This is a genomic window from Microvirga pakistanensis (genome assembly GCF_004458765.1).
GTDB classification, from domain to species: Bacteria; Pseudomonadota; Alphaproteobacteria; order Rhizobiales; family Beijerinckiaceae; genus Microvirga; species Microvirga pakistanensis.
Map to the genome: position 1 here is coordinate 56,737 of NZ_SPJX01000167.1, position 25,348 is coordinate 82,084.

Annotated in this window: 27 protein-coding genes; 6 read left to right on the plus strand and 21 right to left on the minus strand. The window is 61.1% G+C overall.

Translation table 11 applies throughout. The annotated features are described in order from the left end of the window. Window positions 1-60 precede the first annotated feature (60 nt). From E4K09_RS06235 to E4K09_RS06245, 3 genes are all read left to right on the plus strand, one after another. Window positions 61-1,389, plus strand: coding sequence for a DUF2254 domain-containing protein (locus tag E4K09_RS06235; RefSeq protein WP_134495896.1), 1,329 nt, complete (start codon window positions 61-63; stop codon window positions 1,387-1,389). Next, on the plus strand, window positions 1,379-1,891 hold the full coding sequence (locus E4K09_RS06240) for a DUF421 domain-containing protein (protein WP_134495897.1): 513 nt from the start codon (window positions 1,379-1,381) through the stop codon (window positions 1,889-1,891). The genes E4K09_RS06235 and E4K09_RS06240 overlap by 11 nt, the downstream gene beginning before the upstream one ends. Before the next feature lie 114 nt (window positions 1,892-2,005). Further along, a complete protein-coding gene (locus E4K09_RS06245) occupies window positions 2,006-2,998 on the plus strand; it encodes a mechanosensitive ion channel family protein (RefSeq protein ID WP_204985696.1) in 993 nt (330 codons plus the stop codon). Between the two features lie 304 nt (window positions 2,999-3,302). Here E4K09_RS06245 and E4K09_RS06250 read toward each other — a convergent pair whose 3' ends face one another. The 17 genes from E4K09_RS06250 to E4K09_RS06325 form a co-directional block, all read right to left on the minus strand. Then, window positions 3,303-3,782 (minus strand): GNAT family acetyltransferase, encoded by a 480-nt coding sequence (locus tag E4K09_RS06250; protein ID WP_134495899.1) that lies wholly within the window; start codon window positions 3,780-3,782, stop codon window positions 3,303-3,305. A gap of 88 nt (window positions 3,783-3,870) precedes the next feature. Beyond that, on the minus strand, window positions 3,871-4,050 hold the full coding sequence (locus E4K09_RS06255; RefSeq protein ID WP_134495900.1) for a YqaE/Pmp3 family membrane protein: 180 nt from the start codon (window positions 4,048-4,050) through the stop codon (window positions 3,871-3,873). Window positions 4,051-4,095: 45 nt separating this feature from the next. After that, window positions 4,096-4,302 (minus strand): heavy-metal-associated domain-containing protein, encoded by a 207-nt coding sequence (locus E4K09_RS06260; RefSeq protein WP_134495901.1) that lies wholly within the window; start codon window positions 4,300-4,302, stop codon window positions 4,096-4,098. 23 nt (window positions 4,303-4,325) lie between these two features. After that, window positions 4,326-4,559 carry a hypothetical protein gene (locus E4K09_RS06265; RefSeq protein WP_134495902.1) on the minus strand — a complete coding sequence of 78 codons (234 nt, stop codon included), beginning with the start codon at window positions 4,557-4,559 and terminating at the stop codon, window positions 4,326-4,328. A 110-nt stretch (window positions 4,560-4,669) separates the two neighbouring features. Then, complete coding sequence (locus tag E4K09_RS06270; RefSeq protein WP_134495903.1) at window positions 4,670-5,608, minus strand: cytochrome c oxidase assembly protein; 939 nt, start codon at window positions 5,606-5,608, stop codon at window positions 4,670-4,672. Next, window positions 5,599-5,964 carry a hypothetical protein gene (locus tag E4K09_RS06275; protein WP_134495904.1) on the minus strand — a complete coding sequence of 122 codons (366 nt, stop codon included), beginning with the start codon at window positions 5,962-5,964 and terminating at the stop codon, window positions 5,599-5,601. Before E4K09_RS06275 ends, E4K09_RS06270 begins: the two co-directional genes overlap by 10 nt. Window positions 5,965-5,969: 5 nt before the next feature. Beyond that, complete coding sequence (locus tag E4K09_RS06280; RefSeq protein WP_134496137.1) at window positions 5,970-8,519, minus strand: cbb3-type cytochrome c oxidase subunit I; 2,550 nt, start codon at window positions 8,517-8,519, stop codon at window positions 5,970-5,972. Between the two features lie 23 nt (window positions 8,520-8,542). Then, complete coding sequence (coxB, locus tag E4K09_RS06285) at window positions 8,543-9,526, minus strand: cytochrome c oxidase subunit II (protein WP_134495905.1); 984 nt, start codon at window positions 9,524-9,526, stop codon at window positions 8,543-8,545. Window positions 9,527-9,533: 7 nt separating this feature from the next. Beyond that, window positions 9,534-9,941, minus strand: a complete 408-nt coding sequence (locus E4K09_RS06290; RefSeq protein WP_204985697.1) for a c-type cytochrome — start codon at window positions 9,939-9,941, stop codon at window positions 9,534-9,536. A 15-nt stretch (window positions 9,942-9,956) separates the two neighbouring features. Beyond that, complete coding sequence (locus E4K09_RS06295; protein WP_134495906.1) at window positions 9,957-10,841, minus strand: c-type cytochrome; 885 nt, start codon at window positions 10,839-10,841, stop codon at window positions 9,957-9,959. Further along, window positions 10,838-12,607, minus strand: a complete 1,770-nt coding sequence (locus tag E4K09_RS06300; RefSeq protein ID WP_134495907.1) for a GMC family oxidoreductase — start codon at window positions 12,605-12,607, stop codon at window positions 10,838-10,840. Before E4K09_RS06300 ends, E4K09_RS06295 begins: the two co-directional genes overlap by 4 nt. A 12-nt stretch (window positions 12,608-12,619) precedes the next feature. After that, the gene (locus E4K09_RS06305; protein WP_166802209.1) at window positions 12,620-13,417 is read right to left on the minus strand and encodes a gluconate 2-dehydrogenase subunit 3 family protein; all 798 of its coding nucleotides are present in this window, start codon (window positions 13,415-13,417) and stop codon (window positions 12,620-12,622) included. A gap of 364 nt (window positions 13,418-13,781) precedes the next feature. Further along, window positions 13,782-14,570 (minus strand): c-type cytochrome, encoded by a 789-nt coding sequence (locus E4K09_RS06310; RefSeq protein ID WP_166802191.1) that lies wholly within the window; start codon window positions 14,568-14,570, stop codon window positions 13,782-13,784. Between the two features lie 121 nt (window positions 14,571-14,691). After that, a complete protein-coding gene (locus E4K09_RS29740; RefSeq protein WP_204985698.1) occupies window positions 14,692-14,934 on the minus strand; it encodes a hypothetical protein in 243 nt (80 codons plus the stop codon). 223 nt (window positions 14,935-15,157) lie between these two features. Beyond that, a complete protein-coding gene (locus tag E4K09_RS29745; RefSeq protein ID WP_204985699.1) occupies window positions 15,158-15,745 on the minus strand; it encodes a hypothetical protein in 588 nt (195 codons plus the stop codon). 83 nt (window positions 15,746-15,828) lie between these two features. Continuing rightward, the gene (locus E4K09_RS06320) at window positions 15,829-15,981 is read right to left on the minus strand and encodes a DUF3309 family protein (RefSeq protein ID WP_134495910.1); all 153 of its coding nucleotides are present in this window, start codon (window positions 15,979-15,981) and stop codon (window positions 15,829-15,831) included. Between the two features lie 92 nt (window positions 15,982-16,073). Beyond that, on the minus strand, window positions 16,074-16,781 hold the full coding sequence (locus tag E4K09_RS06325; protein ID WP_134495911.1) for a LysM peptidoglycan-binding domain-containing protein: 708 nt from the start codon (window positions 16,779-16,781) through the stop codon (window positions 16,074-16,076). A 352-nt stretch (window positions 16,782-17,133) separates the two neighbouring features. Between E4K09_RS06325 and E4K09_RS06330 the strand changes: the two genes are divergently transcribed. From E4K09_RS06330 to E4K09_RS06340, 3 genes are all read left to right on the plus strand, one after another. Beyond that, window positions 17,134-17,376 carry a cytochrome c oxidase assembly protein gene (locus tag E4K09_RS06330; protein ID WP_134495912.1) on the plus strand — a complete coding sequence of 81 codons (243 nt, stop codon included), beginning with the start codon at window positions 17,134-17,136 and terminating at the stop codon, window positions 17,374-17,376. A 215-nt stretch (window positions 17,377-17,591) separates the two neighbouring features. Next, window positions 17,592-18,470, plus strand: coding sequence for a CAP domain-containing protein (locus E4K09_RS06335; RefSeq protein ID WP_134495913.1), 879 nt, complete (start codon window positions 17,592-17,594; stop codon window positions 18,468-18,470). Window positions 18,471-18,695: 225 nt separating this feature from the next. Next, window positions 18,696-19,802 carry an AI-2E family transporter gene (locus tag E4K09_RS06340; RefSeq protein WP_166802192.1) on the plus strand — a complete coding sequence of 369 codons (1,107 nt, stop codon included), beginning with the start codon at window positions 18,696-18,698 and terminating at the stop codon, window positions 19,800-19,802. A 67-nt stretch (window positions 19,803-19,869) separates the two neighbouring features. Here the strand turns inward: E4K09_RS06340 and E4K09_RS06345 are convergent, their stop codons facing one another. The 4 genes from E4K09_RS06345 to E4K09_RS06360 form a co-directional block, all read right to left on the minus strand. Next, complete coding sequence (locus E4K09_RS06345) at window positions 19,870-21,006, minus strand: PQQ-dependent sugar dehydrogenase (protein WP_134495915.1); 1,137 nt, start codon at window positions 21,004-21,006, stop codon at window positions 19,870-19,872. A 171-nt stretch (window positions 21,007-21,177) separates the two neighbouring features. Next, a complete protein-coding gene (locus E4K09_RS06350; protein WP_244610387.1) occupies window positions 21,178-22,251 on the minus strand; it encodes a sodium:calcium antiporter in 1,074 nt (357 codons plus the stop codon). Between the two features lie 188 nt (window positions 22,252-22,439). Continuing rightward, entirely contained in the window at window positions 22,440-22,988 is a 549-nt protein-coding gene (locus E4K09_RS06355) for an iron transporter (RefSeq protein WP_134495916.1), read from the minus strand. Window positions 22,989-23,008: 20 nt separating this feature from the next. Next, window positions 23,009-25,342, minus strand: a complete 2,334-nt coding sequence (locus E4K09_RS06360) for a xanthine dehydrogenase family protein molybdopterin-binding subunit (protein WP_134496140.1) — start codon at window positions 25,340-25,342, stop codon at window positions 23,009-23,011. Between the last annotated feature and the right edge of the window lie 6 nt (window positions 25,343-25,348).

A 25,348-nucleotide genomic window follows, 5' to 3' on the forward strand; every position in this document is an offset into this window, starting at 1 on the left:
AGGCCGCTCCACTGACAGAGCCGTGATGGACCCCGCCTGCGCGACCGGGGTTGTCAGGTCATGGAGCGCATCCGGAACATCATTGTCCTCCTGCGCGGGCAGCTCTGGATCCTCCCCTTGGTCCTGAGCGTCTTGGCGCTGGGGCTGGCCTACTGGGTTCTCGCATTCGGTCCCTCCCTCTTTGAGGATTGGGACGACGGCGAGTTCTGGTGGCTCTACGGCGGCGACGCCAGCAGCGCCCGCGGCCTGCTATCCAGCCTACTCTCGGGCCTGATGACCATGTTCTCGCTCGTGGTTTCCGTCACTTTCGTCATCCTGACGCTGGCAGCCAATCAGCTCGGGCCGCGCCTGATCCCCACCTTCATGGGCGACCGGCAGATCCAGACCGTGCTCGGGCTGTTCCTCGGCACCATCCTCTACGTGCTGGTGGTGCTGCGCAGCCTCGATGAGACCCTCGGCGCCGAGGGCGTGCCCCATGCCGCTGTGACCATTGGCAGTGTCCTGACCATCCTGTGCCTGTTCGCCCTTCTGTTCTACGTGCACAAGGTTGCCCGTGCCATTGTGGCCGACAGCATCGTGGCGCGGGTGGCGGACGACCTGCACAACAATGTCCATGACATGCTCCCGGACGCGGGCAAGAGCGACGACGCCGTGCCGGAAGACATCCCGCCAACAGCCGGCGCCGTGTCGTTGGGCCGAAGTGGTTACATCCAGGTGATCGACTACGACAGGCTCGTGTCGGTGGCCTGCCGGGAGAACGCCCTCCTCCAGGTGAAGGTGCGGGCCGGGCACTTCGTCCTGAAAGGCGGGGAGCATGTGACCGTCCACCGCACAGCTCCGCTCGTGGATGATGCAGCGGAGGCCATCAGGGATGCTTTCGTGGTCGGCGAGGAACGCAGCCCGGCGCAGGACCTGGAATACGGGTTGCGTCAGCTCGTGGAAATCGCCCTGCGGGCGCTGTCGCCCGGAATCAACGACCCGTACACGGCCATTGCCGTGGTGGACCGCCTTGGCGCGGCACTGGAGGAGATCTTCCAGCGCTCCCTCCTGCCAATCACCTTACGCGACAAGGACGGGGTGGTGCGGGTGATCGCCGAGCGCTCGGATGTGCAGGGGCTGGCCGATGCCGCTTTCGATCCGGTCCGGCAGGCGGGACAGGAGATCCCGGCCGTCCTGATCCGGATGGCGGACGTCCTGGGGCAGCTTGCGTCCGTTCTCCGCCCCGGAGAAGCGCGGGACGCGGTGGCCCGGCATCTCGGCAGACTGGCCGAGACCGCCGAGGAGGCGCGGCTTGCCGCTTGTGACCGCCAGGCGGTGCTGGTCCGGATCGAACGGGCGAGGATCGCCACCGCGGCTCGTCCAAAGGAGGGTAACATTTATGTTCTTTGACTCGTGGGCCGGTCTGGGGCGGGTTCTGGTCGTCGGGACTTTGGCCTATGTCGCTCTCGTGACAATCCTGCGCATCTCCGGCAAGCGCACGCTCACCAAGCTGAACGCCTTCGATCTCGTGGTCACGGTGGCGCTCGGCTCCACCCTGGCCACCGTGCTGCTGAGCAAGTCGGTGGCTCTCGCCGAAGGGATCCTTGCCATGGCCCTTCTGGTGTTCCTCCAGTTCGTGATCACTTGGCTCTCCGTGCGCTCACCTGGCTTCCAGAACATGGTGAAAAGCGAGCCCACCCTGATCATGCATCAGGGTCGGTTCCTCGACGGTGCGATGCGGTCGCAGCGGATCACGCGCGAGGAAGTCATGGCGGCGCTGCGCTCCAACGGGGTCTCGGACGCGGCCCAGGTCGCGGCTGTGATCCTGGAAACGGACGGCACGATTGCCCTAATCAAGGGAACGGATGACGAGGCGGACAAGCCTACCTTGGAGAACGTTCGTAAGCCGTAGGCCCAACCAGGCAAGTGTCGGCTGGGGATCACGACCCGGTCGCAGGCAATGCCGGAACGGGTGCGGCCCAGGCACGTTCCGCCTGAACCGTGAAAAACCAGCCGGAGCGAGATCGTGGAAACGGACGCCAGCATCACCTTGGAGCGGATCGAGGGTTTCATCACGGGCTTCTGGTGGATCCTGCCCAACCTCGGCATTGCCCTTGTGGTCTTCCTGATCTTCCTGGCCGTGGCCTGGGGCGTGCGTGCGGGTGTGTCCCGGTTCTTCCATCATCGGGGCCGTCCCGATCTCGCAGCCCTTCTGGCTGGCTTTGCACGGTGGTCGATCATTGCGCTCGGCCTGCTTGTTGTCGCCACCATCGTGTTTCCCTCGGTCAAGCCTGCCGATGTGCTGGCAACCCTGGGCATTGGCTCGATTGCCATTGGCTTCGCCTTCAAGGACATCTTGCAGAATTGGCTGGCGGGACTTCTGATCCTCCTGCGCCAGCCGTTCCGCCAAGGCGACCAGATCGTGGTCGGCAAGCACGAGGGAACGGTCGAGCGGATCGAGGCGCGCGCCACGCTGATCCGAACCTATGACGGCAAGCGGGTGATCATCCCCAACAGCAGCGTCTACACCGAGTCCGTGACCGTCAACACCGCGTTCGAGCGGCGCCGGAGCGAGTACGATGTGGGGATCGGATACGGAGACGATGTCAGGAAAGCCTGCGAGGTGATCCGCAACGTGCTCAAGGACGTGCCGGGCGTGGCGCCTGACCCAGCCCCTGAAGCCATCCCATGGGAACTTGCTGGCTCGAGCATCAACATCCGGGTGCGCTGGTGGACCGAGCCGCACCAAGCCGACGTCGTGCATGCCCGTGGGGAAGTGATCTATGCGGTCAGGGAGGCCCTGAGCAAGGCTGGGATCGACCTGCCGTTCCCCACGAATGTGGTGCTTCTGCATGACCAGACCGAGGAGGCCGACGGGGACCGCACGCGCCAGCGCGAGGGCTGGCCTGCCGGCGACAACGCTCCAGCCCCGCGCCACCTGAATGAGGTGGTCATCGATGGCGGAGGCGAGCTTAAGGACGCCGGCAACGCTCCTCGATCTAGCCGCCGCCGCCATTGAGGCGCGCATTCGCGGATCGATCCTTGTCTAACACCGGAACCGGGATCAGGGCGGCACATTGGTACGTTCATCGGCTGAGCCAGTTACCGGTCCGGCCGGGTTCGTGCGGGCACGGGCCCCTGGCCCCGGCTCCAACCGGCCCATGCCATCGGAACTCCGGCTCAACCGATGCGGACTTCCTTGATCATCTACAATCGCTCCACCTGCTACAAAGCCAGTCCCTGTGGTGAATACAAGCTTTGCTCTCCGCAACGGTGTCGGGTGCCCACGTGACAAGCGCGAACACGCTGACAACTTACATCGGCTAAGAATTTCGCTCGTGCGTTCGATCCCCGGCGTCCACCTGACGCTCGACCATTGCGCTTAGGCGCTGATATGCGCCAAGGCCGATGACCAGCAGCGTTGCGGCAATCAGCAGGAAGGTTGGATAGAGCAGTTCCGTGACGCGCGTTGCGCTGACCCGAAAGACTGTCACCAGCGCTTCGAGGAAAATCGCGATGGCGATTGTGGAGATGAACTTGGTGAGGCTCCTGCGGGCCTCCGAGGCTATTCGACGCTCACGACCATTCAACACCTCTTCCTCGATGAGGAACTTGGCGACATCGAAGACCGCAATTGAGATGATAACATACCCGACTGCCCCAAGAAGCGGCTCCGCAAGATGCTCTCCGGAGAGGGTGAAGGCTGCCACAAGCCGCCAGCATCCGAAGATGATCAGTCCGAGAGCAAGTAGCATCAGAACGGAACCTGCAAGGCCGAACATCAGGCGCGATAGAAGTTGCATGCTCTCACCTCTCGTCGAAGTACTTGCGTACGCATTGAATCCGATTGGCGAGAAGAGGTGGGATCACAGGCTCATCGCGCCAGTACTCCTACAATGCCGCTCGATGACGGTGTCGGGCAATAATCCAGACGGCATGCACAATTCCCGGAATATAGCCTAGGATCGTCAGCAGGATGTTGAGCCAGAACTGACCTCCGAGGCCGACCGTGAAAAATACGCCGACGGGCGGAAGAAGGATGGCAAGGATAACGCGCAGAACATTGCCCATAACTTGCTCCAATCTGCGGAACAAAGCTCGTGAGAGCGGGAATAATCAGTCCGAGACGCTCTCGACTGCGTAACCAGCGCTGTCGATCGCAAATACGACGATCTGCGGATCGGCGGATTCCGAAACCCGCACCTCGCCCTTGCCTGCATCGGCCTCAACGGAAGCATCCTCGCCAAGCCGCTGCCTGATTGCACGAGAGACGGCCGCCTCGCAGCCGCCGCAGGTCATTCCGGTCACCTTATAGGTCCTCATGTCCTTGTCTCCTGTTCAGTCTGTTACGTTCGAGGAGATCCCGAGACCGCAAGCCGCGCGAGTTCCGTAGCGGTATTGCGGATATCGCCATCAGCGTAATCCCCAGCATTCGTTTGGGCCGGCGACACGGTTGGCTCAGAAAGCTTGCCACCATCCGTTACCGCAAAGGTGTAGGTCTGCCCTGTGGGTGTAAAGACGACAGCCAAGCCATCGTCTCTTCGCTCCAGCCGAAAGTCGTCCGTCTTCGGGGTGTTCATGGGCTGCCTCCAGTTCATCTGCGAAAACTGCTTGGCAGGGAACTCATCATGGACAGCGGTGTTCCATTGGCCCCAGCGTACAGGCGGGCTGCGCACGTTGCAGCCTTCCTTTATGGCAGAACCCTCTTTGCATCCGCAGTTCGGGCGAATTCCGGGGGCGAGTGCGTCGGCTCCAGGAAACGGGCGGCGAGAGCAAGGCATGCCAGGAGATAGACCATGCCCATCGGAACGCCCATGAGCAGGCCGGCGAGTTGCTGATCCTCCAGAGCCCCCATTCCCCACGTCGCCGTCCGATTAAGGTACCACTCATAAAGAGGATCGGGCGCGAAGGTAATCAGCGCACTGAGGAAGCCGCTATGAATCAGCGTCAGGAATCCGGCCGCGATACCGAACGCAACACCTGCGGTGCTTCGGGACGAGAGGGCCAGACTCTGCCAGAAGAGTAGACCTGTGCCGAAGAACGAGATGTGCTCAAGTGTATGGAGCAATGAGCTCTCGAGCGCTGCATCGAACAGCACCGGGGCATGCCAGACCCACAGAGCGACGCCGTGCATGATAGCGGCAGGCAAGGGCCGCAGAGACCAGGATAACGCTCTCGCGACCCACCTCGCGCCGCGGGTTTGCACTGCCGTCGTGAGAAAGCCTCGTGGAAGCGCCCAGGGATAAGCAGCGCCCGGCAACCCGGCGAGAAGAAGCGGCGGCGCGACCGCAACAAGGAGCGTGTGCTGTGCCATGTGCGCCGAGAACAGGGTCTCGCCAAGAGAATCCAGGGGCGAAATAAGGGAGAACACGAGGATGAGCTCACCACCTATGAAAGCGCCGACACGAGGCATCGAGATGCCTCTGCCCCAACCGGCCTTGTTCCATAGGCGCAGTACACCACGTCCATAAAGCCAATGCACGATGATGAGCGGCACCCATATCCAGGGGTCGAAGGTCCAGTGGTGCCATAGATCATCGGGTCCGATGGGCATGCCATCACCGTGGGCGGCCGCAGGACCGGCGGCAATGACAATCAGCAGGGGAAGAGCCAGGCAGCTCAACCGCATGGCGGCACCAGCAGGGCCGGGATGCCATTCCAGACGATGGCAACAAACGAAAGCCCGGCAATGGTCATGGTGGTATAGCGCATGAAGTCGTTGACGGGCTTGTCATCCCGCGAGTCATAGGCTGGACCTCTTCGCCGCAGCGCGAGAAAGAACACCAAGGCTGTCGCGAGAAGTGCGGCCAGCGTTATGCCTGTCACGACGAACGGGACGATGCCGATTCCCATGAGCTCCATCCCGGCGAACCGGCGGGCGCAGGCCAAGGAATTGAACACATAAACCAGCGTGAACTGGACCGCCCACACGAGAAGCCCGCCCGTCATGAACAGCGATTTGCGGATGAAATCGTTGTCGCCCATCGCGCCTACCCCAGCAGTCGAGGAAAGGCATGGACGACAATCAGGCCGATGAGGCCCTGGACTGTCGCGTACTGCCACAGAAGTTGGGTGTTGTCGTAGGTGGCCCGTCGCACACCATTCAGTCGGCCGGACAGAGAGCGCGCGATGGTATAGAGCACCATGATGACGAGCACGGCAGCAAAGAAGCCCTGCCAGGCCGATATGGTGTAAACCACCGCGCCATAGCCACTCTCTGACGGTCGAAGGCCCGTGGAGAGCTGTCCGAAGATCTCGAGGGTCACGGCTCCCACGAAGGTCGGGATTGCCAGGAGGGCGAGCAGGCGCATCGGCCATGCGCTCCGCTCGGGCACACGGGCAAGGGAGCGCCCGCCGATGAACATCGCGGCGCTTCCGACAATGTAGAGCACGGCTGACGCGGCAGGCCAGCCGAGCGACGGCAGCCCGCCTGCCTGCGGCCACATCTCGGGGTTTACAGTCCAGAGAAAGAAGTAGGAGAACAGGAGACAGGCGAAGGTGGTCCCGGCCACCAGCTCGAGCACGATCATCGCCCAATAGGAATGGCTCATCGGGCCCGTAACATAGGTCGGCAAATGAAGGCCGCCGCCGATATCGACGGACGGAGAGCTTGGTCCCGGATCCGTGTCCCACATCCACCAGATCACCATGACAACGGCGAAAACGCCGCAGGTGAAGGCTGGAATATAGAGCTTGACTGTCACGCCCAGGAAGAATGCCGCCGTGAACACCGCCGCCAGGACGGTCGGCCAGCTCGGACCCGGCATCTGCAGCACATATTGCGGCCGGGCATCAATGGGGCTCGTAATGATAGTCTCACGGCCACCCGTCGGAGCATTCGGCAGATAGTAGCGGCCCGCCTCCACGTCCCGCGCCAGGTTGGGCTGATCCCAAAGAGGCTCGCGGCTGGTAACAATGGGGATCGAGCGGGTCTGATAGTTGCCGCTCGGGAGCCACTCTAAGGTTCCGGCATTCCACACGTTGCCAGCATCGCCCTGGAAGGGCCGGAAGTTCTTGGCGAGATCGATCAGGAAGATCAGTACGCCGATCGCGATCATGTAGGCGCCGATGGTCGCGATCAGGTTGATGGGCCCCCACCCCATCTCGGCAAGGTACGTATAGTTGCGCCGGGGCATGCCCATCAGGCCTACGATATGCAAGGGGAAGAAGGTCACATTCACGCCAATGAACATGAACCAGAACGACCACTTGCCGAGCCGCTCGGACAAAGGCCGCGTCGAGGCAGTGGGAGCCCAATAATAGAAGGCAGCGAAGATCGGAAACACCATGCCGCCGATGAGCACGTAATGCAGATGGGCGACGATGAAGTGCGTATCATGCGCCTGCCAATCAAAGGGCACCATGGCGACCATGACGCCCGTGAGCCCGCCGAGCGTAAAGATGAACAGGAAGCCAAGGAGAAAGTAAGTCGGCGTTCGCATCTGCAGCTTGCCGGACGCGATGGTGGAGATCCACGCAAAGACCTGGATGCCGCTTGGAATGGCGACCGCCATGCTGGCTGCCGAGAAGAAACCGAGCGAGACTTGCGGAAGCCCTGTGGTGAACATGTGGTGCACCCACAGGCCGAAGCTCAAGAAGCCCGTTCCGATGATCGCCAGCACCACGAGCCTGTACCCGGCAAGCGGCGTCTGCGCCATTGTCGGCACCATCATTGACACCATGCCGGCTGCGGGCAGGAAGATGACGTAGACCTCCGGATGGCCAAAAAACCAGAACAGGTGCTGCCACAGGAGCGGATCCCCGCCTCTTTCCGCGATGAAGAAGGGCCAGTGGAAGGCCCGCTCCAGCTCGAGCAGAAGGGTTGCGAGGATAACCGCCGGAAACGCGAAAACGATCATCAGGGCGAAGATAAGCATGGCCCAGGAATAGACCGGCAGCTTGTCGAGGCTCTGCCCCGGTGCGCGCGTCTTCAGGACACCCACGATGATCTCGATGGCGCCGGCAATGGCCGAAATCTCGATAAAGCCGATGCCGAGAAGCCAGAAATCGGCGTTGATGCCGGGTGAAAACTCATAACTCGTGAGCGGCGGATACATGAACCAGCCGCCATTTGGTGCAAGGCCGAAGAACAGGCTGGTGAAAAACGCTGTTCCGCCGATGAAATAGGCCCAAAACGCATAAGCTGATAGGCGTGGGAAAGGCAGATCCCGCGCGGCCTGCATATTGGGCAGGAGAAAGACCCCGAAGGCCTCCACCATGGGCACGGCGAAGAGGAACATCATGATGGTGCCGTGCATGGTGAAGAGCTGGTTGTACAGCTCGTGCCCGACCAGCCGCATCTCCGGCTGTGCCAGCTGGGTGCGCATGATGGTGGCAAGAATCCCGGCCAGCACGAAGAACATCAGGGCAGCACCAACGTACCAAAGACCCACATAGGTGTTGTTGACCGCCGACAGGATGTGGATTCCCCTTGGGGCCCGCCAGATCCGCTTGAGCTCGTCGAGCTCACCTTCGGGCCGCGGCACCGGGCTGGGAAACTGAACCGGAGCAGCCTCCTTCTGCTCGCGGGTATCCGCCATTCCGCCTTGCCAAGTCGTATCGCTCACTTGAGGCTCTCCAGATAGGCCGCGATGGCGCGAAGCTCCTCGCCCTGCAGGTTGCCGAACGAGGGCATGAGGTTGCCGGGCTTCAGGTGCTGCGATGACGAGATCCAGCCGGCGAGAGTGCCTACATTGGTTGGATACGTTCCTGCGGCGATGGACAGGCGGCTGCCGACATGGGTCAGATCAGGGCCCAATATTCCGTTCGCACGCGTGCCGCGCACCACATGACAGGCCCCGCAGCCGTTTTGCAGAAACAGTTCCTTGCCCTGGATGAGCTGCGTAACCACCGGCTCGGCGGCAGGCTGGGCCTGAGCAGCGTACCATGCCTCAAAGTCGTTCGGCTCCATGGCCACGACGTAGAAGGCCATGAGCGCATGCTGGTCGCCGCAGTATTCGGCACATTGCCCACGGTAGATGCCAGGGCGATCTGCCGCGAAGCGATAGACGTTCGTGCGCCCAGGGATCATATCGAGCTTGCCCGCCAAGCTCGGCACCCAGAAGCTGTGGATCACATCCTCGGCTTTCAGCACGAACTCGATCGGCCTGCCGGTTGGGATCCTGATTTCGTTGGCGCTCACCAAGCGCTGCGTGCCTTGTGCGTCCAAGTAATGAACCCGCCACCACCACATCTCGCCGACCACCTCGATGCGGAGCGCAGGCGATCCAGGCGTTACGAGATGCCGGGCAACCGTGAAGCCATAAACGAGAAGTGCTGTGAGAGTGACGACCGGAAAGACGATCCCGAGCCAGATGATGAAGCGCCTGTTCGTCATCCATTGTCGCCGTTCGGGCGCAACAAACATCGCGATGGCCGTCAGCACAATCACCAGGAGGAAGATGAGCCCTCCTCCGATGAACATGACCCAGCTCAGCGTTTCGACCCTATCGGCGTGGGGACCACCGGGATGAAAAGCTGATTGCTGCGTGTTGCATCCACTCAGCATCACGAACGCGATAAGTCCGAGGACTGCCCGATGCACCATCACGCGTTCAGCGTAATGTATAGAGATAAGCCGCCACATGGCGTGCCTCATCTTCGGTGAGCGGCAGGGAGGGCATGCCGGTATTGGGCGCTATCTCGGGTGCATCCTTGACCCAGCGCGTGAGAATGGCGGGATGGTTTGGCGCGACCCCGCCGACAAGCTGGCGGTGACCGAACTTCTCGAGAGACGGGCCAACGATTCCGTGGGCTCCAGCAACGCCCGGAATGATGTGGCAGACCCCGCATTCGACGGTGTCTATGATGGTCCTGCCCCTCTCTGGATCGCCTCCGACCACACGCTGCTCGGCCGGAACTTCGCTTTCATTACACGCACCGACAGCAAACAAGAATAGTGCGGCAGCGCACTTCCGAATGCCCATTCCGCCGATGCTCAGTGAGAGGTGCTGCATCTCCATACTTCGCTGCAGTCCCTATCGTAAGCGGTTGATCTGGTCATCGGTAGAGGCGTTCCCCATACCTGGACCGGCTTGTCCCTCCGGCAAGTATGGCGGTTTGACATTTTGCAGCCCTGGGGTCGGCGAAGTTGCCTTCGGAGGCGGAGGAGTGGGCTGTCCCTGCCAAACCTGCGGATTCTGGCTGGGACCGGCAGGCCGCTGCTCTCCTTGCGGGTTAAATCCAGGCTCGATTGAGGCGAAGTAGAGCGACACGGCGCGGATCTGCTCGTCCGTCATCGCCTTGGAAATCAATTCCATGACGTTCATGGGATCGCCATCACGTCGCCCCTCCTTCCAGAGACGAAGCTGGAGCTCGGTATAGGGCGCATATTGGCCTGCAAGCGATGGATAGATCATCTGTCCGCCGCGCCCGTTCGCGCCATGGCATCCGGCGCATGGCGGGACGCCCTGCTCGGGGATGCCGACTGCCGAGATCGCCCCGCCGGTCTGCAAGGTTCGCACATCCACCTCCGCTTGAGGTAGGGCGGGCGCATTCCTGATGGAGGCGTAATAGGCGGCCACAGCCTGCATGTTCTGGTCCGACAGGCTCCTGGCAATAGGGCTCATAATCTCGTTAGGGCGCAGACCTGAGGCATAATCTTGGAGTGTCTTGTAGAGATACCAGCCGCTCTGCGGGGCCAGACGCGGAAAGACGCCGCTCGAATTGCCGACGCCCTCCAGTCCATGACATTGGATGCACGGGACGTTCTGCCGGTCGCGCACGCCACCTATTGCGATTTCTCGACCGCGGATGATGTCGGGCGCTCCCGCAGGTCCTGCCGGAGGATTCTGGCTCTGTGAAAGGACCGGCGCGACGGCAAGGGCCGCAATGCCGAGCGCGAGAGGAATTGCCCGGGTCATGCCTGCACCAGTGGTCTTGGGTTGTTCAGGTACTGCTTGATCATGGCGTCGGCCGCCCAGTACGTGAGCGCTGCGACCGTAGCTGTCGGATTGTAGCCCGCGTTCTGCGGGAACACGCTTGCGCCCATGACCCATAGATTGTGGGCGTCCCATGTCTGGAGATAGCGGTTCACGACGCTGGTTTTCGGGTCACCCCCCATGATGGTGCCGCCCGAGTTGTGGGTGGTCTGGTAGGGCACGATGGAATAGTGGTCATCGAGCCATCCGACGGAGATCTGCTTTCCGCCCATCGCTTTTGCGATCTCGACCACCTTTCCGGTGATGTGCCGGGCCATCAGACGGTCGTTGTGCGGGAAGTCGAAAGTGAGCATGCCGAGCGGCTGCCCGAAGGCGTCTGTGTAGGTGCGGTCGAGGCCGATGTAGTTGTTCGGGTGCGGAACCGAGGAGCCGTGAAAGCTGATGCTGACGGTGCTGTTGTAGTGCCGGGCCACGGCCCGCTTCCATTCGAGTCCCCAGCGGGGTGTGCCCTCGGGAAGGGGATGATGGTAGATCGGCCGCCCTGAGGTTTGATAGGCCGCTACATAGCCGCCGCCGATAAAGCCGAGCCCCGAATGATCGAAGCTGCCGTTGTTGAACTCATCGATGGCCGTACCCAAGGCGCCCGCACCCATGAATGGGTTGATGCGTTTCCCGCCGTCATAGAACACGTTAATGCCGGTCATCGTTTGGTAGGTGTAGTTGCGACCGACCACCCCTGTTTGGGTCTCTGGGTTGTAGGGCTCGCCAATCCCTGATTGCAGCATGAGGACTGCATTGTGGTGCGCGAAAGCACAGAGCACGACCATGTTCGCGGGCTGGAAGACCTCGCGCCCCTGTGCATCGATATAGGTGACCCCCGTCGCCACCTTCGCCTGCCGGTCGTATTCGATGCGGGTGACATAAGACCGCGTGCGCATCTCGAAGTTCTTGTTCGCGAGTGCTGAGGGCAGGATGCAAACCTGCGGGCTTGCCTTGGCGAAGTGCTCGCAGCCGAACCTTTCGCAGAAGCCGCAATACATGCACGGCTTCAACTCCGCCCCATACGGGTTTGTGTAGGGCCGGGTCACGTTGGCCGACGGAACTGGGAACGGCTTGTAGCCGAGTGAGGCCGCTGCCTGCCCGAAAAGATGGCCCGAATGGCTCTTCTTCATGGGCGGATTCGGATAGGGTTCGCTGCGCGGTCCCTCGAAGGGATTGCCGCCCTCCTGGATCTGCCCCTTGAGATTTCCCGCAGCTCCGCCGATGCCGAGAACCTTGTCGGCGAAGGTGTAGAAGGGCTCGAGTTCGTCGTAGGTAACGCCCCAATCCTGAATGGTAACCTCGGGCCCGAGGTGATTTTGCCCGTACTTCTCATTCACCCAGCTTCTCAGCCGGAACCATTCCGGCTGGAAGCGCCAATACTGACCGTTCCAGTGGACGGCCCCGCCACCGACCCCTTCGCCCGGCAGGAATGAGCCGAGCTGGCGCATCGGCAGCGCCTGCTGGCCCACGAAGTTGCGGAACGTGAGGGTCTGCACGCTCGGGTCTTGCATGAGCGCGTAGCGGACATCGTACTTCAGCTCATCGTGCATGGTGGGCGACTGGAAGTCCGGCACGGTATCGCGCATCTGCCCGCGTTCGAGGGCAACGGCCGTATATCCGGCTTCAGCAAGCTCCCTGCCGAGGATTGCGGCGGTCAGGCCTCCTCCGACGAGGGCGACATCGACCGGGTTCATGCGCACCGCCATCGACACTTCCCCTTATTTGTTGTGATCGTGATCGTGGCCCGCGATGTGAGCCTGACGCGCAGCCGAGTTCGCAAAGCTGATCGGTGGGCGGGTGTAGGGCAGATCGTAGAACTCCACGAGATCGACGTACTGTGCGTAAGCACCCGGGAAGCCGATCATGCGCCAGCTCACCATGTCCCGGTTGCCGCCATAGGCGGGATCCGCCAGGAAGCCCTCGACTGTGTTGGCGAGGAGTGTCTCAAAGAACACTGGTGCTGGCAGCGAGGGAAGCTGGATCTGGCCGTTCTCAAGACTTCTGAGCACCTCATCCATGACAGTCTCGCCGAGATCCCAGAACTCGCGGCCATTATAGGCCTGCCGGCAATGCTGGCGGGTCTCTTCGATGCCGATGCGGTAGAGTTCGGCAGGCGTGTGCCTAAGCTGATAACCCTGCTGTGGAGGTGCATCGGGCACCCAGGGACCCTTCAGGTACATCTTGGCCCCAGAGCCATAGGCACCTGCAAGCTGACGGTCGATAAAGTACAGCACGCCCGCCCACGCTGCGCCGGGCCATTCCGGGTCTGCAGGGATCAGCCGTTCGACCGCAGCCTCGACGAACCGTGCCTCTTGATCATTGAAGAAGAATAGTGCCTCCGTCTGCGGCTGGGCGGAAACGGGCGGAGCCGTTTCCTGCACCGGCTGGGCCGGCGCAGGCGCGGGCGCCTGAGCGATATGCTGAGGTGCAGCAACAGTCGCGCTCGGGACGGCGGCAGCTGCCCCGGCAGCGCCGACCACCTTCAGGAGATTACGGCGGGATATAGCATCGTTCATTGGGGTTTCTGCTCTTGCCGGAGGACAACCTGGAGGCAGCCCTGGTGAGCCGGGGTGTCCTTGTAGGAATCGCATAAGGACGCATTGGGCAGTGGGGGCACCGTGATCTCGCCGGGCGGGCCTGACGATTGTTGTGTTGGTCCACTATGACCGGTGGTAGAGGTTTCCGTCGTGCCTGCGCCCACGTGCGCAACCTGCCCCTTCTGCCGAGCCTCTCCCTCTTGGACTTGGGATCGGCTATCCGATTGAGCGGGATTGGTGCTTGAGTCAGTGCCTTGAGCGAAGGCCATTGGAGCCATGGCCCCATTGGTCAGCAGCAGGACTAGGCTCAGGGCGCGGATAGTATGATATGCATACATCTCACTCACCTCGCGTTTGGGCGCTGGACTGCACCCGGTGGGGAGGAAACCAGAGGGCTCGCAGCCTGAAGCCGTTCGGAGGTGACCGTCTGTGGGCGGATCGAAGCGTAATAGAGCGAAACAGCACGGATATCCTCATCCGTCATGCGCTTGGCGATGTCCTCCATGGAGACAGCACTGAGGCGGTCACTTTTGCGCGCTCCGCCTTTCCAGGCATTAAGCTGCGCCTCCATGTACATCGCGTATTGGCCTGCAAGGTACGGATAGGTCGGCGGCAAACCTGCTCCCGCAGGCCCATGGCAGTTGATGCAGCCCTGGATGCCACGCTCGGAGCTCCCAATGGCCGCGAGAGCTCCGCCATGCTGCAGGAGCCTTGGGTCAGCCGCTTCCGGCGAGACGAAAGGCGCCTGCTCCTGCGCTGCGTAAAAAGCGGAGACATCTCGGATCTGTTGGTCGGAGAGACTCTGCGCGATGGGCGTCATGATCGGGTTCTGCCGAGCGCCGGAGGCATAATCCTTCATGGAATCGTAGAGGTACTTGTAGACCTGTCCGCTCAGGCGCGGGAAGGCTGCCGCAGCATCGCCTTTGCCGTCCACACCATGGCACTGGAAGCATGCGCCGCCCGGCCAAACGCCGGCTGCGGCCACCACAACTGCCCGGCCGCGCTCGACATCGGTTCCGCTCGGATGGACGACGGCAGGATCTGGCACCTGCCCATTTTGGGCATGCCCAACTGCAAGCAGAAGCATCCCTGTTGCGGGCGCAAGAGCAAAGGGAATGAGGAAGCGGGGCATGAGCATGCCGCTCCTGGATGTTAGGTTGTTTCTTGGCCTTGCAGACAAACGTTGCCACGGCCAAGTTGTTCCGTCGCTTCGCCCTTGGATAGATGCTAGCTCCTGACGTCAGATCTTACATTTAAAGAAGGTAGAGCAGAACGATGCCGCCCACGAAGATGAGGATCGCTGCCACAGCGTCGTACCCCATGCGCAGGAAGGTCTTATTCTTGCGTTCCAGAAGCCCTATCACGAAAGCGGCGGCAAGGATCAAGCCAAGGAGCGCCGCGACTGCCTCAAATCGTCCGGCGGTGTTGAGGACAGGCTCTCCTGCGTAGAACACATCTGCGAGCAGAAGCAGGCCGACCGTGAAGGTTTGTGCCAAACACATCGCCTAAGGCCACCTCGTAGCGTTTCATACGAACGGCAGCCGCGATCGAGCTAGACTTCCGGCAGGAACGTCGCGAAACCGACAAGCACGAGTCCGACGAGGCCTGCGCCGAGGCCCGTGAGTTGCGAGATGGCATCGCCAGCCTGGGCAAGGGCAAAGCCTGCTACCAGTATGACCAAGGCGGCCAGAGACGTTCGCCCTACAAGGCCGGTAAGCGTCACTTGCTTGAGCGGAGACCGAAATTTGCGAGCGCCTTGGCTGCTGTTGACCGCCGTTCCCTCGTCTCTGACGGTGTGCCAGGGAGTACGCAGCCCGTAAGCGGCAGCAAGCCAGAAAGCAAAGACACAGTAGCAAAATAAGGCGAACACCAAGCACCTACACCTGCCACAGGGACGTCCCCGGACACGATAGCCATAGCAGCGAAAGCAAGGGCAGTGATGCTGAGCACACCCTGCATGAGCGTTGGCGACTTGCCTATCGCCGATGTGATTGCGTCTCGCCCAAGAACCGCATCGGCAAGGGCAATCAGCAGGACGTTAATGGCAACGCTTCCAAGGAGATTGTTGACGGCAAGTGATGCATTTCCGGTCCAGGAGGAGGTACTTACGGCAGCCACCTCCGACAGGGAGGTGATACCTCCAAGAAGCAGCATGCCTGCGAAGGCATGTTCAATTCGTGCTCGATCTGCAATGGCATCCAAATACCCCGTCAGGCGAGTTCCGGCCCACCAAACGCAAGCTGCAGCCATGGCGAAGATCGGAACGTTAGCCCAGAGGCCGAAGGTGCCGAACTTAAGCAAGGACATCGGTCTACCTCGACCCGTTTCCACCGGTCACGATAGCCAACCCAGCAGTAGCACTCAGCGGCTTGCCACGGGCAAAGGCCGCATTATCCCATGATCAGCAGACCCACGATGGCAGCCAGCACGAGCCCAAGAGCCCCGCTGGGCCACAATCCCCAACTCCGGCTGTAGGGCCAGACCGGAACTGTGGCGACAATGAAGAGGATCACGAGAGCTATCAGGATTCCGCTCAGGGACATCGTGTCATTCGCCTGTCATGGTGCCGATGTGGAACGCCAATATAAACGTGACCGTTGCAAGAAGGCTCGCTCTGTCCAGGGCAATTGCCGCTTCAGAGCTTCGATCCAGTCACTGTGATCGGCTCGGATCTAATACTCCAATCACTGTTCTCTGCAGCCACGACGACTGCCACCTGCCTCATGTCTGCTGCCCAATCGGGAACACGCACGTTCATGCGCAGGGTACCGTCAGACGCTGTACGCGCCCGTTCAATGATCTCATAGGCTGCTTGGCGTCGACCCGCACCGATGACGACTGGCACATTGGGCGGCAGGCCCTGTGCCGTCATTGTTAGCGTCTCACCCGAGGCAATCTCCGTCGGAGTGACCGACACTGAGCCTTTGACCGAACCAGTCCCGGAGCTCTGGATCTGGCGCTCAACGCTCTCCATGCGCTGGCGAAGATCCGGGTTTCTGTCGAGAAGATCCTGGGCTGAGGAGCCGAGATTGCGGGCAAAGTCCGATAAAGTACCGACGGCCTGTCCCGCAAGGGAACCAAGGCGCCCGAGCCCCTCGCCGACATCTCCTCGTACATCGAGCTGCATACCCACTCGGAGATCACGGGATCCTTCTATGCGCGGGTTAAGCCGCATCAAGCTCCGCTCTGTGACGTCGCAGCGCTCTGCGATGCTGCTGAGGGTATCGCCTCTTTGCACCGTAACCGCATCACCACACCCCGAGGTCTGTGGCTGCGACAAGGCCACGCTCGGCAACAGGGCGCAAGCAAGGAGCGAGAACATCAAGCTGAGCTGCTTTGTCATGCTACGGCCCTCCAGTGAGCAGGTCACTGTTCAGAACAACAGGAACAGAAGGATAATGATCGGAATCGGAATACCGATCAGCCAGAGCAGAAGACCTTTGAACATTGCAATCTCCCCTCGTGGCGAGACAAAAATCTGACGAGGCAACTCAGCGCGGCGCTGATGGTTCACTCCATGAGAGCAGAGAGAATGCCATCACGGCAGGTGAGTTTCCAGATCAGCATATTGCCGGAAAAACTAGCATCGGCTCCGCCGATCCCGATGCTCTGGATGGAGAAGGATCCGCCAGCCCTTCTATCCGAAGTTATCAGAACAAGAGAGCGAGGAGAATGATGATGTGGATCGTAGCGGAATGCTGGGCGGCCTCATCACTCTGGCGCCTGAGCCGCTCTACAACTGGTATGCTGACCGAACCGAGGTCTGGAACTTCACCTTGATGGAAGATCAGCAGTCTGCAGGGTTGGTGATGTGGGTGCTGGCGAGTTTCGACTATCTACCTGCAGGCTTGGCCGTCATAGGTTTTTGGCTCAATCGCCTGAGATCCAATCCGCAGAGCGGTCTGCATTTGACGCTTCCGAACGGAGCGAAATATTAATTCAATTTCTGAACACAGGTGTTTCGGCCAGCAAAGCGAAGCAGCTTGTATCAACCGGACCTGCCTAAGCATTGGCGAACAGCGTCGTACCTGATGCATTGGACAATATTTGGCAATGCGTTGTTACCATGATCGTTGACGTGACGCATTCAGTTATACCTGGCACTTTGCCAGTGTGCTGAAGGCAGATTACCGAACTGTGAAAGGTAATTGGTATGCCCCATTCTGGGATTATCAAACATTGTTTTATGGTGATGTTGATCATCATTCTAACCCCTGGCACGTCATTCAGCGCCGACACGGGCAACCTGGAGCAACTCCGGCAGCGAGCCCTCGTACTCGTCAACAAAGAACGACGTGAACGCGGGGTGGAGACCCCTTCTGAAGGAAACATGCTCAACACAGCGGCACAGACCCATGCCGCTGACATGCTGAAGCGAAGTTACTATTCCCACGTGTCGCCGGAAGGCAACACAGTCATGGACCGTTACATCGAGGCAGGAGGGGATCGATGGCAACTCACGGCAGAGAATATTGCGCAGTGTCGTGGATGCCCAATCCCACCTACAGTCGAGAGGGTCGAAAGCCTTCATCAGGGGCGGATGAATAGGCCTCCTCATCGTGAAAACATTCTGTGGCAAGGGCTAGACCGCTTTGGGTTCGGGATCATAGCCGGCTCTGATCAGACCCTATATGCAGTCCAGACATTTGCCGGTCCCGGCAGGCCGAGAAACTTGCAACCTGACGAGCAGGCTCATGCAATCGAAGCGGAACAGCAGACCACAGTGGCTCTGCAAAGAGTCAACAAGGAGCGGCAGACCAATAATCGAGAACCGCTCAAGGCATACCCTGCTCTGATCCAAGCCGCATCAAATCTAGTTCAGGGAAGTGGTACAGATGGGAGTGCTCTCAATATTCGAGGTAATTTGTCGGACGCATTGCCAGATGATGCAAGCCGCAACTGGCAAACTCTCGCCGGCATAACAGGGCGGTGCGGCGGGTGTGGAGAGCAGCCGACAGCCGCTGATGTCAGGTTTTTCGTTCAGCAGCAAGAACAAAACCCGACTTGTGCCCCCTGGATGCCGATCCCATGAGGAATTCACCAATGCTACCGTTCGGGCTAAGTGCCCGGTCAGGCCTGCTGTTCCAGCAGATAGGAGCAATCAAAGAGTTGAGGCTCATAGTGAACTCATCGACGCTGGCCTAAGTTTCTTCTCATCGGCTTCAAGCGAAACATCCTTGAGATGACGTCATCTTTCCCCCTGATCAGGGCAAGGCTCTAAGGTGAAGGTATGGCAGAACCAACGGGCAAGCGTTCCATGTCACAATCCCGGCAGGTCTCCTGGCGAGACCGGCTTGGCAGCCCTGGCCTGGAGCGGGATTGGGATTATCTCAAGCGGCTCCTGCTCACGCTGGTGGTGCTCGGGTTGGCCTACTTCCTTTGGCGCATCTCAGGCATTCTGCTACTCCTGTTTGCCGCGGTTCTGCTGGCCGTTCTCTTCCGGGCGTTCGCGGACCTGATCTCGCGGCACACCCCGGTTCCGCAGCGTTGGGCCCTCACCGCTGCCATCATCACAGTCACTGCGCTTGTGGTGGCCTTTCTGGTCCTGTTCGGATCCCAGATCGGGGGTCAAATCTCCCAGGTGTTCGAGAGGCTGCCGGACGCCATTGATGCCGTGGGCAATCGGATCGGAATCAACAATGCCAGAGACGAGCTTGAGAACGCCATCTCGTCAAACTCTGGTCCAAATGTCCTGTCCCGGGCTGCCGGGCTCGGCTACACCGTCCTTGGAGCATTGGCGGATCTGGCGCTGGTGGTCATCGCATCGATCTACCTTGCCGCCGATCCGCGCCTATACCGACGTGGGGTCGCCAAGCTCCTGCCTCCGAGCCAGCACGCACGCGTCTTTGACGCCATGGACGTGACCGGCAATGCACTGCGGTTCTGGTTTGCCGGTCAACTCGTTACGATGCTGCTGGTTGGTGTGGCCTCGGGGCTGGCGTACTGGTGGATCGGCCTGCCGTCTCCCCTTGCGCTCGCCATCATTGCGGCCGCGACAAACTTTGTTCCTTTTCTCGGCCCGATCCTGGGCGCCATTCCGGCGCTCGTCTTCGCATTCACCATGGACCTGCAAACCGTGCTGTGGACCCTCGGGGTTGTTGTGGCCATCCAGCAGATCGAAGGGAACGTCATCACGCCATTCATCCAGAAGCGAGCCGTGGCGATGCCACCTGTCGTGGTGTTGTTCGCCATAGGCGTGTTTGGGTTGCTCTTCGGGCTGCCCGGCATCTTTCTCGCGGTGCCGCTGGCAGTCACCATCACCGTTCTTGTCAAGAAGCTTTGGGTGCGGCAGACACTGGGGGAGGACACCACCGTCCCCGGTGAAGAGGCATCAAGTGATGACACCGTGCCAAAAGAGAAATGAGCCTGCGCGAGCGACAGATGTGAGCCAAGAGCATAGCAATCGGCAGCAGGCCGCCGCTTGAAAGCGGTTAGGACCCGTCGCCGGGTGTCAGGCGCACGAGCCTTCCGCTATCGGCATCTGTCAAGGCATAGACTGCACCGTCAGGTCCTTGGCGCACATCCCGCACCCGAGCATTCAGATTGATGCGGTCCTCGCCCGTGACCTTCTCGCCATCAAGAGCGACACGCACGATGCTTGAGGCGCTCAACCCCCCGATCAGCAGCGATCCGCGCCAGTCTGGGAAGACCTCACCGGTGTAGACCGTCATGCCGGAGGGTGAGATCACTGGCGTCCACTGATGCACCGAGCCCGCGAAGTTCGGTCGGGATGGCGGATCCGGGATGTCGCGTCCGTCGTAATGCCGGCCCCAACTCACCTCGGGCCAGCCGTAGTTCTTGCCAGCCTCCGGCCGGTTGAGTTCATCCCCGCCTCTTGGACCCATCTCGGCGACCCACAGCGCACCTGTTTGCGGGTGCAGGGTTGCAGCCTGGATGTTGCGGTGCCCGTAGGACCAGATCTCGGGCCGGGCGCCCTGCCGGCCGACGAAGGGATTCTCGTTCGGCACCGTCCCATCGAGATTGATCCGCACGATAGAGCCAAGATGGCCGGAAAGATCCTGGGCCGGATCGAACTTGAAGCGCTCGGCCAGCGTGACGAAGAGCTTGCCGTCAGGCGTAAAGACGAGCCGCGAGCCGAAGTGGTTGGGGCCTTCCACCTTCGGCTGCTGCCGGAAGATCACCTGAAGGTTGTCGAGCCCTGTGGCGGCATCGTTGAGCCGACCCCGTGCTACTGCGGTTCCAGCGGTGCCACCCTCGCCCGGCTCGGCATAGGTGAGATAAACAAGGCGGCTGGACGCAAAGTCAGGGGCGAGCGCCACATCGAGTAAGCCCCCCTGCCCTCGCGCGAAGACCCTGGGTACGCCAGACAAAGGCTCGGAGATCTGGCCATCCTTCGTCACAACCCGAAGTCGCCCAGGGCGCTCGGTCACCAGCATGCGTCCGTCCGGGAGGAAAGCCAGCCCCCAGGGATGCTCCAGCCCGCGTGCGATGGTCTCAATCCGAACCTTGCCGGTCTGGGATGTCACTGTCTGAACCCGGTTCTCCTGCGCATGTGCCACGCCAAGGGCGGCAGTAAAGGCAGAAGCAAGAGCAATGGACCTGCGCATGGCTGGCCTCCCAGACATCATGAGTTGCCCGCCAACGCCCCACAGCCTGTTCCGATCCTCACCGGACGGTCACGAAGGTGCGACCGCAATCATCTGGATAGTCGCTCAGTTCAGTGGTGGGATGGACGGCAAAGGCTCTCGCGAGCCCTGATCGGCCTGCAGATGGTCACTTTAGCCCCCGCTCCCTGAGCTGCGCTGGTCAAGCACGTACAGCACCACAAGCCCTGCGATGTACAGCACGATTGTCGCCAGCGAGTCATAGCCCATGCGGGCAACCGTCCTGTCCTTGCGCTCAAGAAGGCCGATGACGAAGACGCCGGTCAGGACAAGGCCAACAAGGGCCGCAACCGCCTCGAACGCCCCTGCCTGTGCCAGAACCGGGCCACCAGGATAGGCGAGGTCCGCGATGAAGATCAGCGCGATGTTGAACAGGTTCGTGCCGAAGATATCACCGACCGCCATCTCGTACCGGCGGATCCGCACCGCCGCGACAATGGAGCTGAGCTCCGGCAGCGAGGTCGCAAAGCCCACCAGCACAAGACCCACAAGACTGGCGCCCAGCCCAGTCTGCTTTGCAATGGCGTCGCCCGTCTGGGAGAGCAGGAAACCGGCACCGAGGATCAGAATGCCGACGATGGCTGTCTTGATGATGAGCGTGCGCAAGGGCTGCTTTTCGGCCTCATCCTCCCCCTGGTCATCTTCGCCCGGCATATCGCCTGTGTCCGGCTCGTCGTCGATAGTGGTCCACACATGTCGGCGCTCGTACCCGGATGACAGCCAGAGCGAGGAGACACATAGAACGATCAGGGCCGTCGAGCCCAGACCCACACCGGCGATGGGGAGGTCGCGTGCCAGGATGACCACTGCCACGGCAGCGAGCAGCAGCATGCCGAGGGTTCCCTGCAGAAGCGTTGCCGGCTTGCCGATGACTGATGTGAGGGCGCTGCGGCCCAGCACGGCATCCGCAATGGCAAGAAGCAGGATGTTGATCGCGGCGCTGCCGAGCAGGTTATTGACAGCGAGAGGCGCGTTGCCGGTCCAGGAGGCCGTCGTGACGGTTGCGATCTCCGGCAGCGAGGTGATCCCACCCAGCAGCAGCATGCCCGTAAAAGCCTGCCCGATGCCGGTCTGGCTGGCGATACCGCCTACGTAAGAGGCAAGGCGGCTGCCCGCCATCCAGACAATGATGGCGCTTACCGCGAAGATGCCACCGTTGAGCCAGATCGAGAGATTATCGAACCCCAAGTTTCCTTCCTTTCCGGCGCGATGCTCCGCCTGCGATCGGGTTCTGACTGCGGAGTGCAGGTGCCAACGACCGATTTTTGGAGAACTCTGCCTATTGGCAATTAGAGGCGACCGTCGACGGAAAGACCACAGCTGGAGGTCACCAGCGCAAGCAGTGATCAGGTCTTGCAGGACGATCAACGACGTCGCTACTCTCGACCTGTCTTTACGGGAACATCCCTAAATTCAACCTCGACGGGATCCGCGTATCGGCGCCCGTTGATCCGGTCGTGCCGCATAAAGGTGGGCGGAGCAATATGGACTCGCAGCGTATAGCGGCCATCCCCTGGTACTGTGATGTTGCGACCATAATGGTACAGACCAGGGTGCCACAGGAAAGGCACGTCGAAGGGGCCGATCTGCGTGCCGTCTTGGCTGATCAGCGACGCCTGAATTGCCAGATAAGGGATGAAGCGACCATCCCCCGCATCACTCACGGAGATCTCCAAGTGACAGTTCTCGTCCTTGGGCTCAGACCATTCAAGCTTGCCCTCTGAGGAGAGCATGTACATACCCTCAGCCCGCTCCTGAGCGTAAGCTATGGTATAGTCGCCTACCTGCTGCTCACCGCCACTGTCGGCCACGTGCTGGGCCATATACCGGAGTGAGCGGTAGTAGGCTTCGCCCTCAGCCTTGGCCATCTCAAGCTGCTTCTTGTCAGCTTCATCACTGGGCTTCTCCGGCGGACCTGATGTCATCGCGCTATCTCTCTTTAAGTTCAGCTGCGAATAGCGGGAGCATCGAGCAGCTTCTCGATCCGGATCGGCAGTTCGCGGATCCGCACTCCCGTAGCGTGGAAGACAGCGTTTGCCACGGCCGCGTTCAGGCCGACATTACCGAGTTCGCCGAGCCCCTTGATTCCTAGATCATTCACCAGCTTATCCTCTTCCGGCACGAAGATCGTCTGGACCTCCTCAATGTCGGCGTTCACGGGGATGAGGTACTCGGCAAGATCGTCGTTGTAGTAACGGGCTGCCCGCCGGTCGATTTCTGTGGCCTCGTGCAATGCAGCGCTGATGCCCCAAATCTGACCGCCCATCAGTTGGCTCTTTGCCGCTTTCGGATTGACGATCCGGCCCGATGCATAGGCTCCAACCATCCGAGGGGCGCGCACCTCTCGGGTGCGGGCATCGACACGCACCTCGACGAACTGCGCCCCAAATGCGAACTGGATCCTGTCCTTCAGCTTGGCTCCTCCAGCAAGCGAACTCGTGCCCCGGTAGAGCCGCTTCATCCCATCCGGCGGCGCACCGTGCGGGATGTTCTCGGCATAGACCTCCATGGCACCGCCTGCCGCTCGCCCGAAGGCCTTGTCCAGCGGCTCGGACCTGCCGTCAGCAGACTGCAGCGTTTCGTCAGTCAATGTGAGACTGGCCGGATCCAGCCCGAAGTGAACGCTGTCCTGCGCGGTGACCGCCGCCCGCGCTATGCGGGATCTGATCTCCTCACAGGCCTTGGCGACCACATTGCAGACGCTGGCGGTCGAATTCGAACCACCGGCCACGGGAGCCGGCGGAAGCTCGGAATCGCCCAGTTCAACGGTGATCTTGTCGAGCGGTATCCCAAGCCGGTCGGCTGCGGTGAGCGCCACAACCGTATAGATCCCGGTGCCGATCTCATGAGAGGCGCTCTGGATGCGCGCAGACCCTTGAGGTGTCAGCGTGACCCGTGCGGCGGCCGGCGCCACCTGGGTGGGGTACATCGTGGTGGCACAGCCCCACCCGATCAGCCAGTCGCCGTCACGCATCGAACCTGGCTCAGGCGTGCGCCTGGACCAGCCGAACGCCTGCGAGGCGGCGTCAAAGCACTGCATCAGGGAACGGGAGGTATAGGGCAGCCCTTTGATTGGCTCCTTCTGGGTGTCATTGATGCGGCGCAGCTCGACCGGGTCCATCTTCAGGGCAACGGCCAGCTCATCCATGGCCGACTCGAGGGCAAACAGGTACGGGATCTCCGGTGGCGAGCGCATAAAGCCCGGCGTATTGCGGTCAGCATGAACGATGAAGACCTCGGAGCTCACGTTCGGACAGGCGTAAAGACGCGTAGAGGCATCCGTGCCTGCTACCTTGTAATTGTCCGGCCGCGAGCTGACCTCCCACCCTTCATGAGTGAGCGCCTGCAGGCGTCCATCCGGCGTAGCGCCAAGGCGGATGCGATGGCGCGTCTCGGCCCGGTAGGTGGCAATCGTGAAGCCCTGTTGACGGGTGGCTTCAAGCTTCACCGGGCGGTTCAGCCGGCGCGATGCATAGGCGATGAGTGCCGTGCGCTGCGTGAGTGAACCGCGCGCCCCGAATGCTCCTCCGATGTAAGGAGAGATAATCCGCACGTCAGATGGTTCGATCCCGAGCTGCTCGGCAAGACCATTCTGGTAACCATAGACATTCTGGCTCGATTCCCAGACCGTCAGCTTGCCGTTTGACCATGAGCAGGTCGTGGTGAACAGCTCAATCGGATTGTGATGCTGGGTTGGCGTGTCATAAAAGGCATCGATCTTGACCGGTGCAGCCGCAAAGGCCTGAGCCGCATTGCCGACCTGGGGCTTTTCTTCACCAGGCTCCTCACCCTCGCGCGATGCGGAATCAGCCGAGACGATCTCAAGGCCAGGGCTGTCAAAGGTGGCCGAGGGTGCCTCCTCGGCATAAGTCACCTTCAATCGATGAGCCCCTTCCCGGGCAGCCTCGAAAGTATCGGCGATTACGACCGCTACGATTTGTCCATCGTGCCAGACGCGATCGGACGCCAGGGGCGCGATGGTCGTACCCATATAGCCCTTGTCGTCGAACGTCTTTCCCGGCTTAATCCGGTCGCCCACGTTTCTGTAGGTCAGGATGTCGAGCACGCCCGGGACAGTTCGAGTGTCGCTTTCATCCAGCATGGTGATGCGGCCGCGCGCGATGGCACTGGTGACCAGGAATGCGTAGGCCGGATTGTGCCCGCCGCTGAAGTCGGAGCCATAGCGGGCTTCACCGGTCACCTTGGCCCGGCCATCGATCCGTGAGGTCGAGGCACCGATGCCAGGACGGGCATCGTCTGGTGGCGCACCTTGCAGCATGACCTG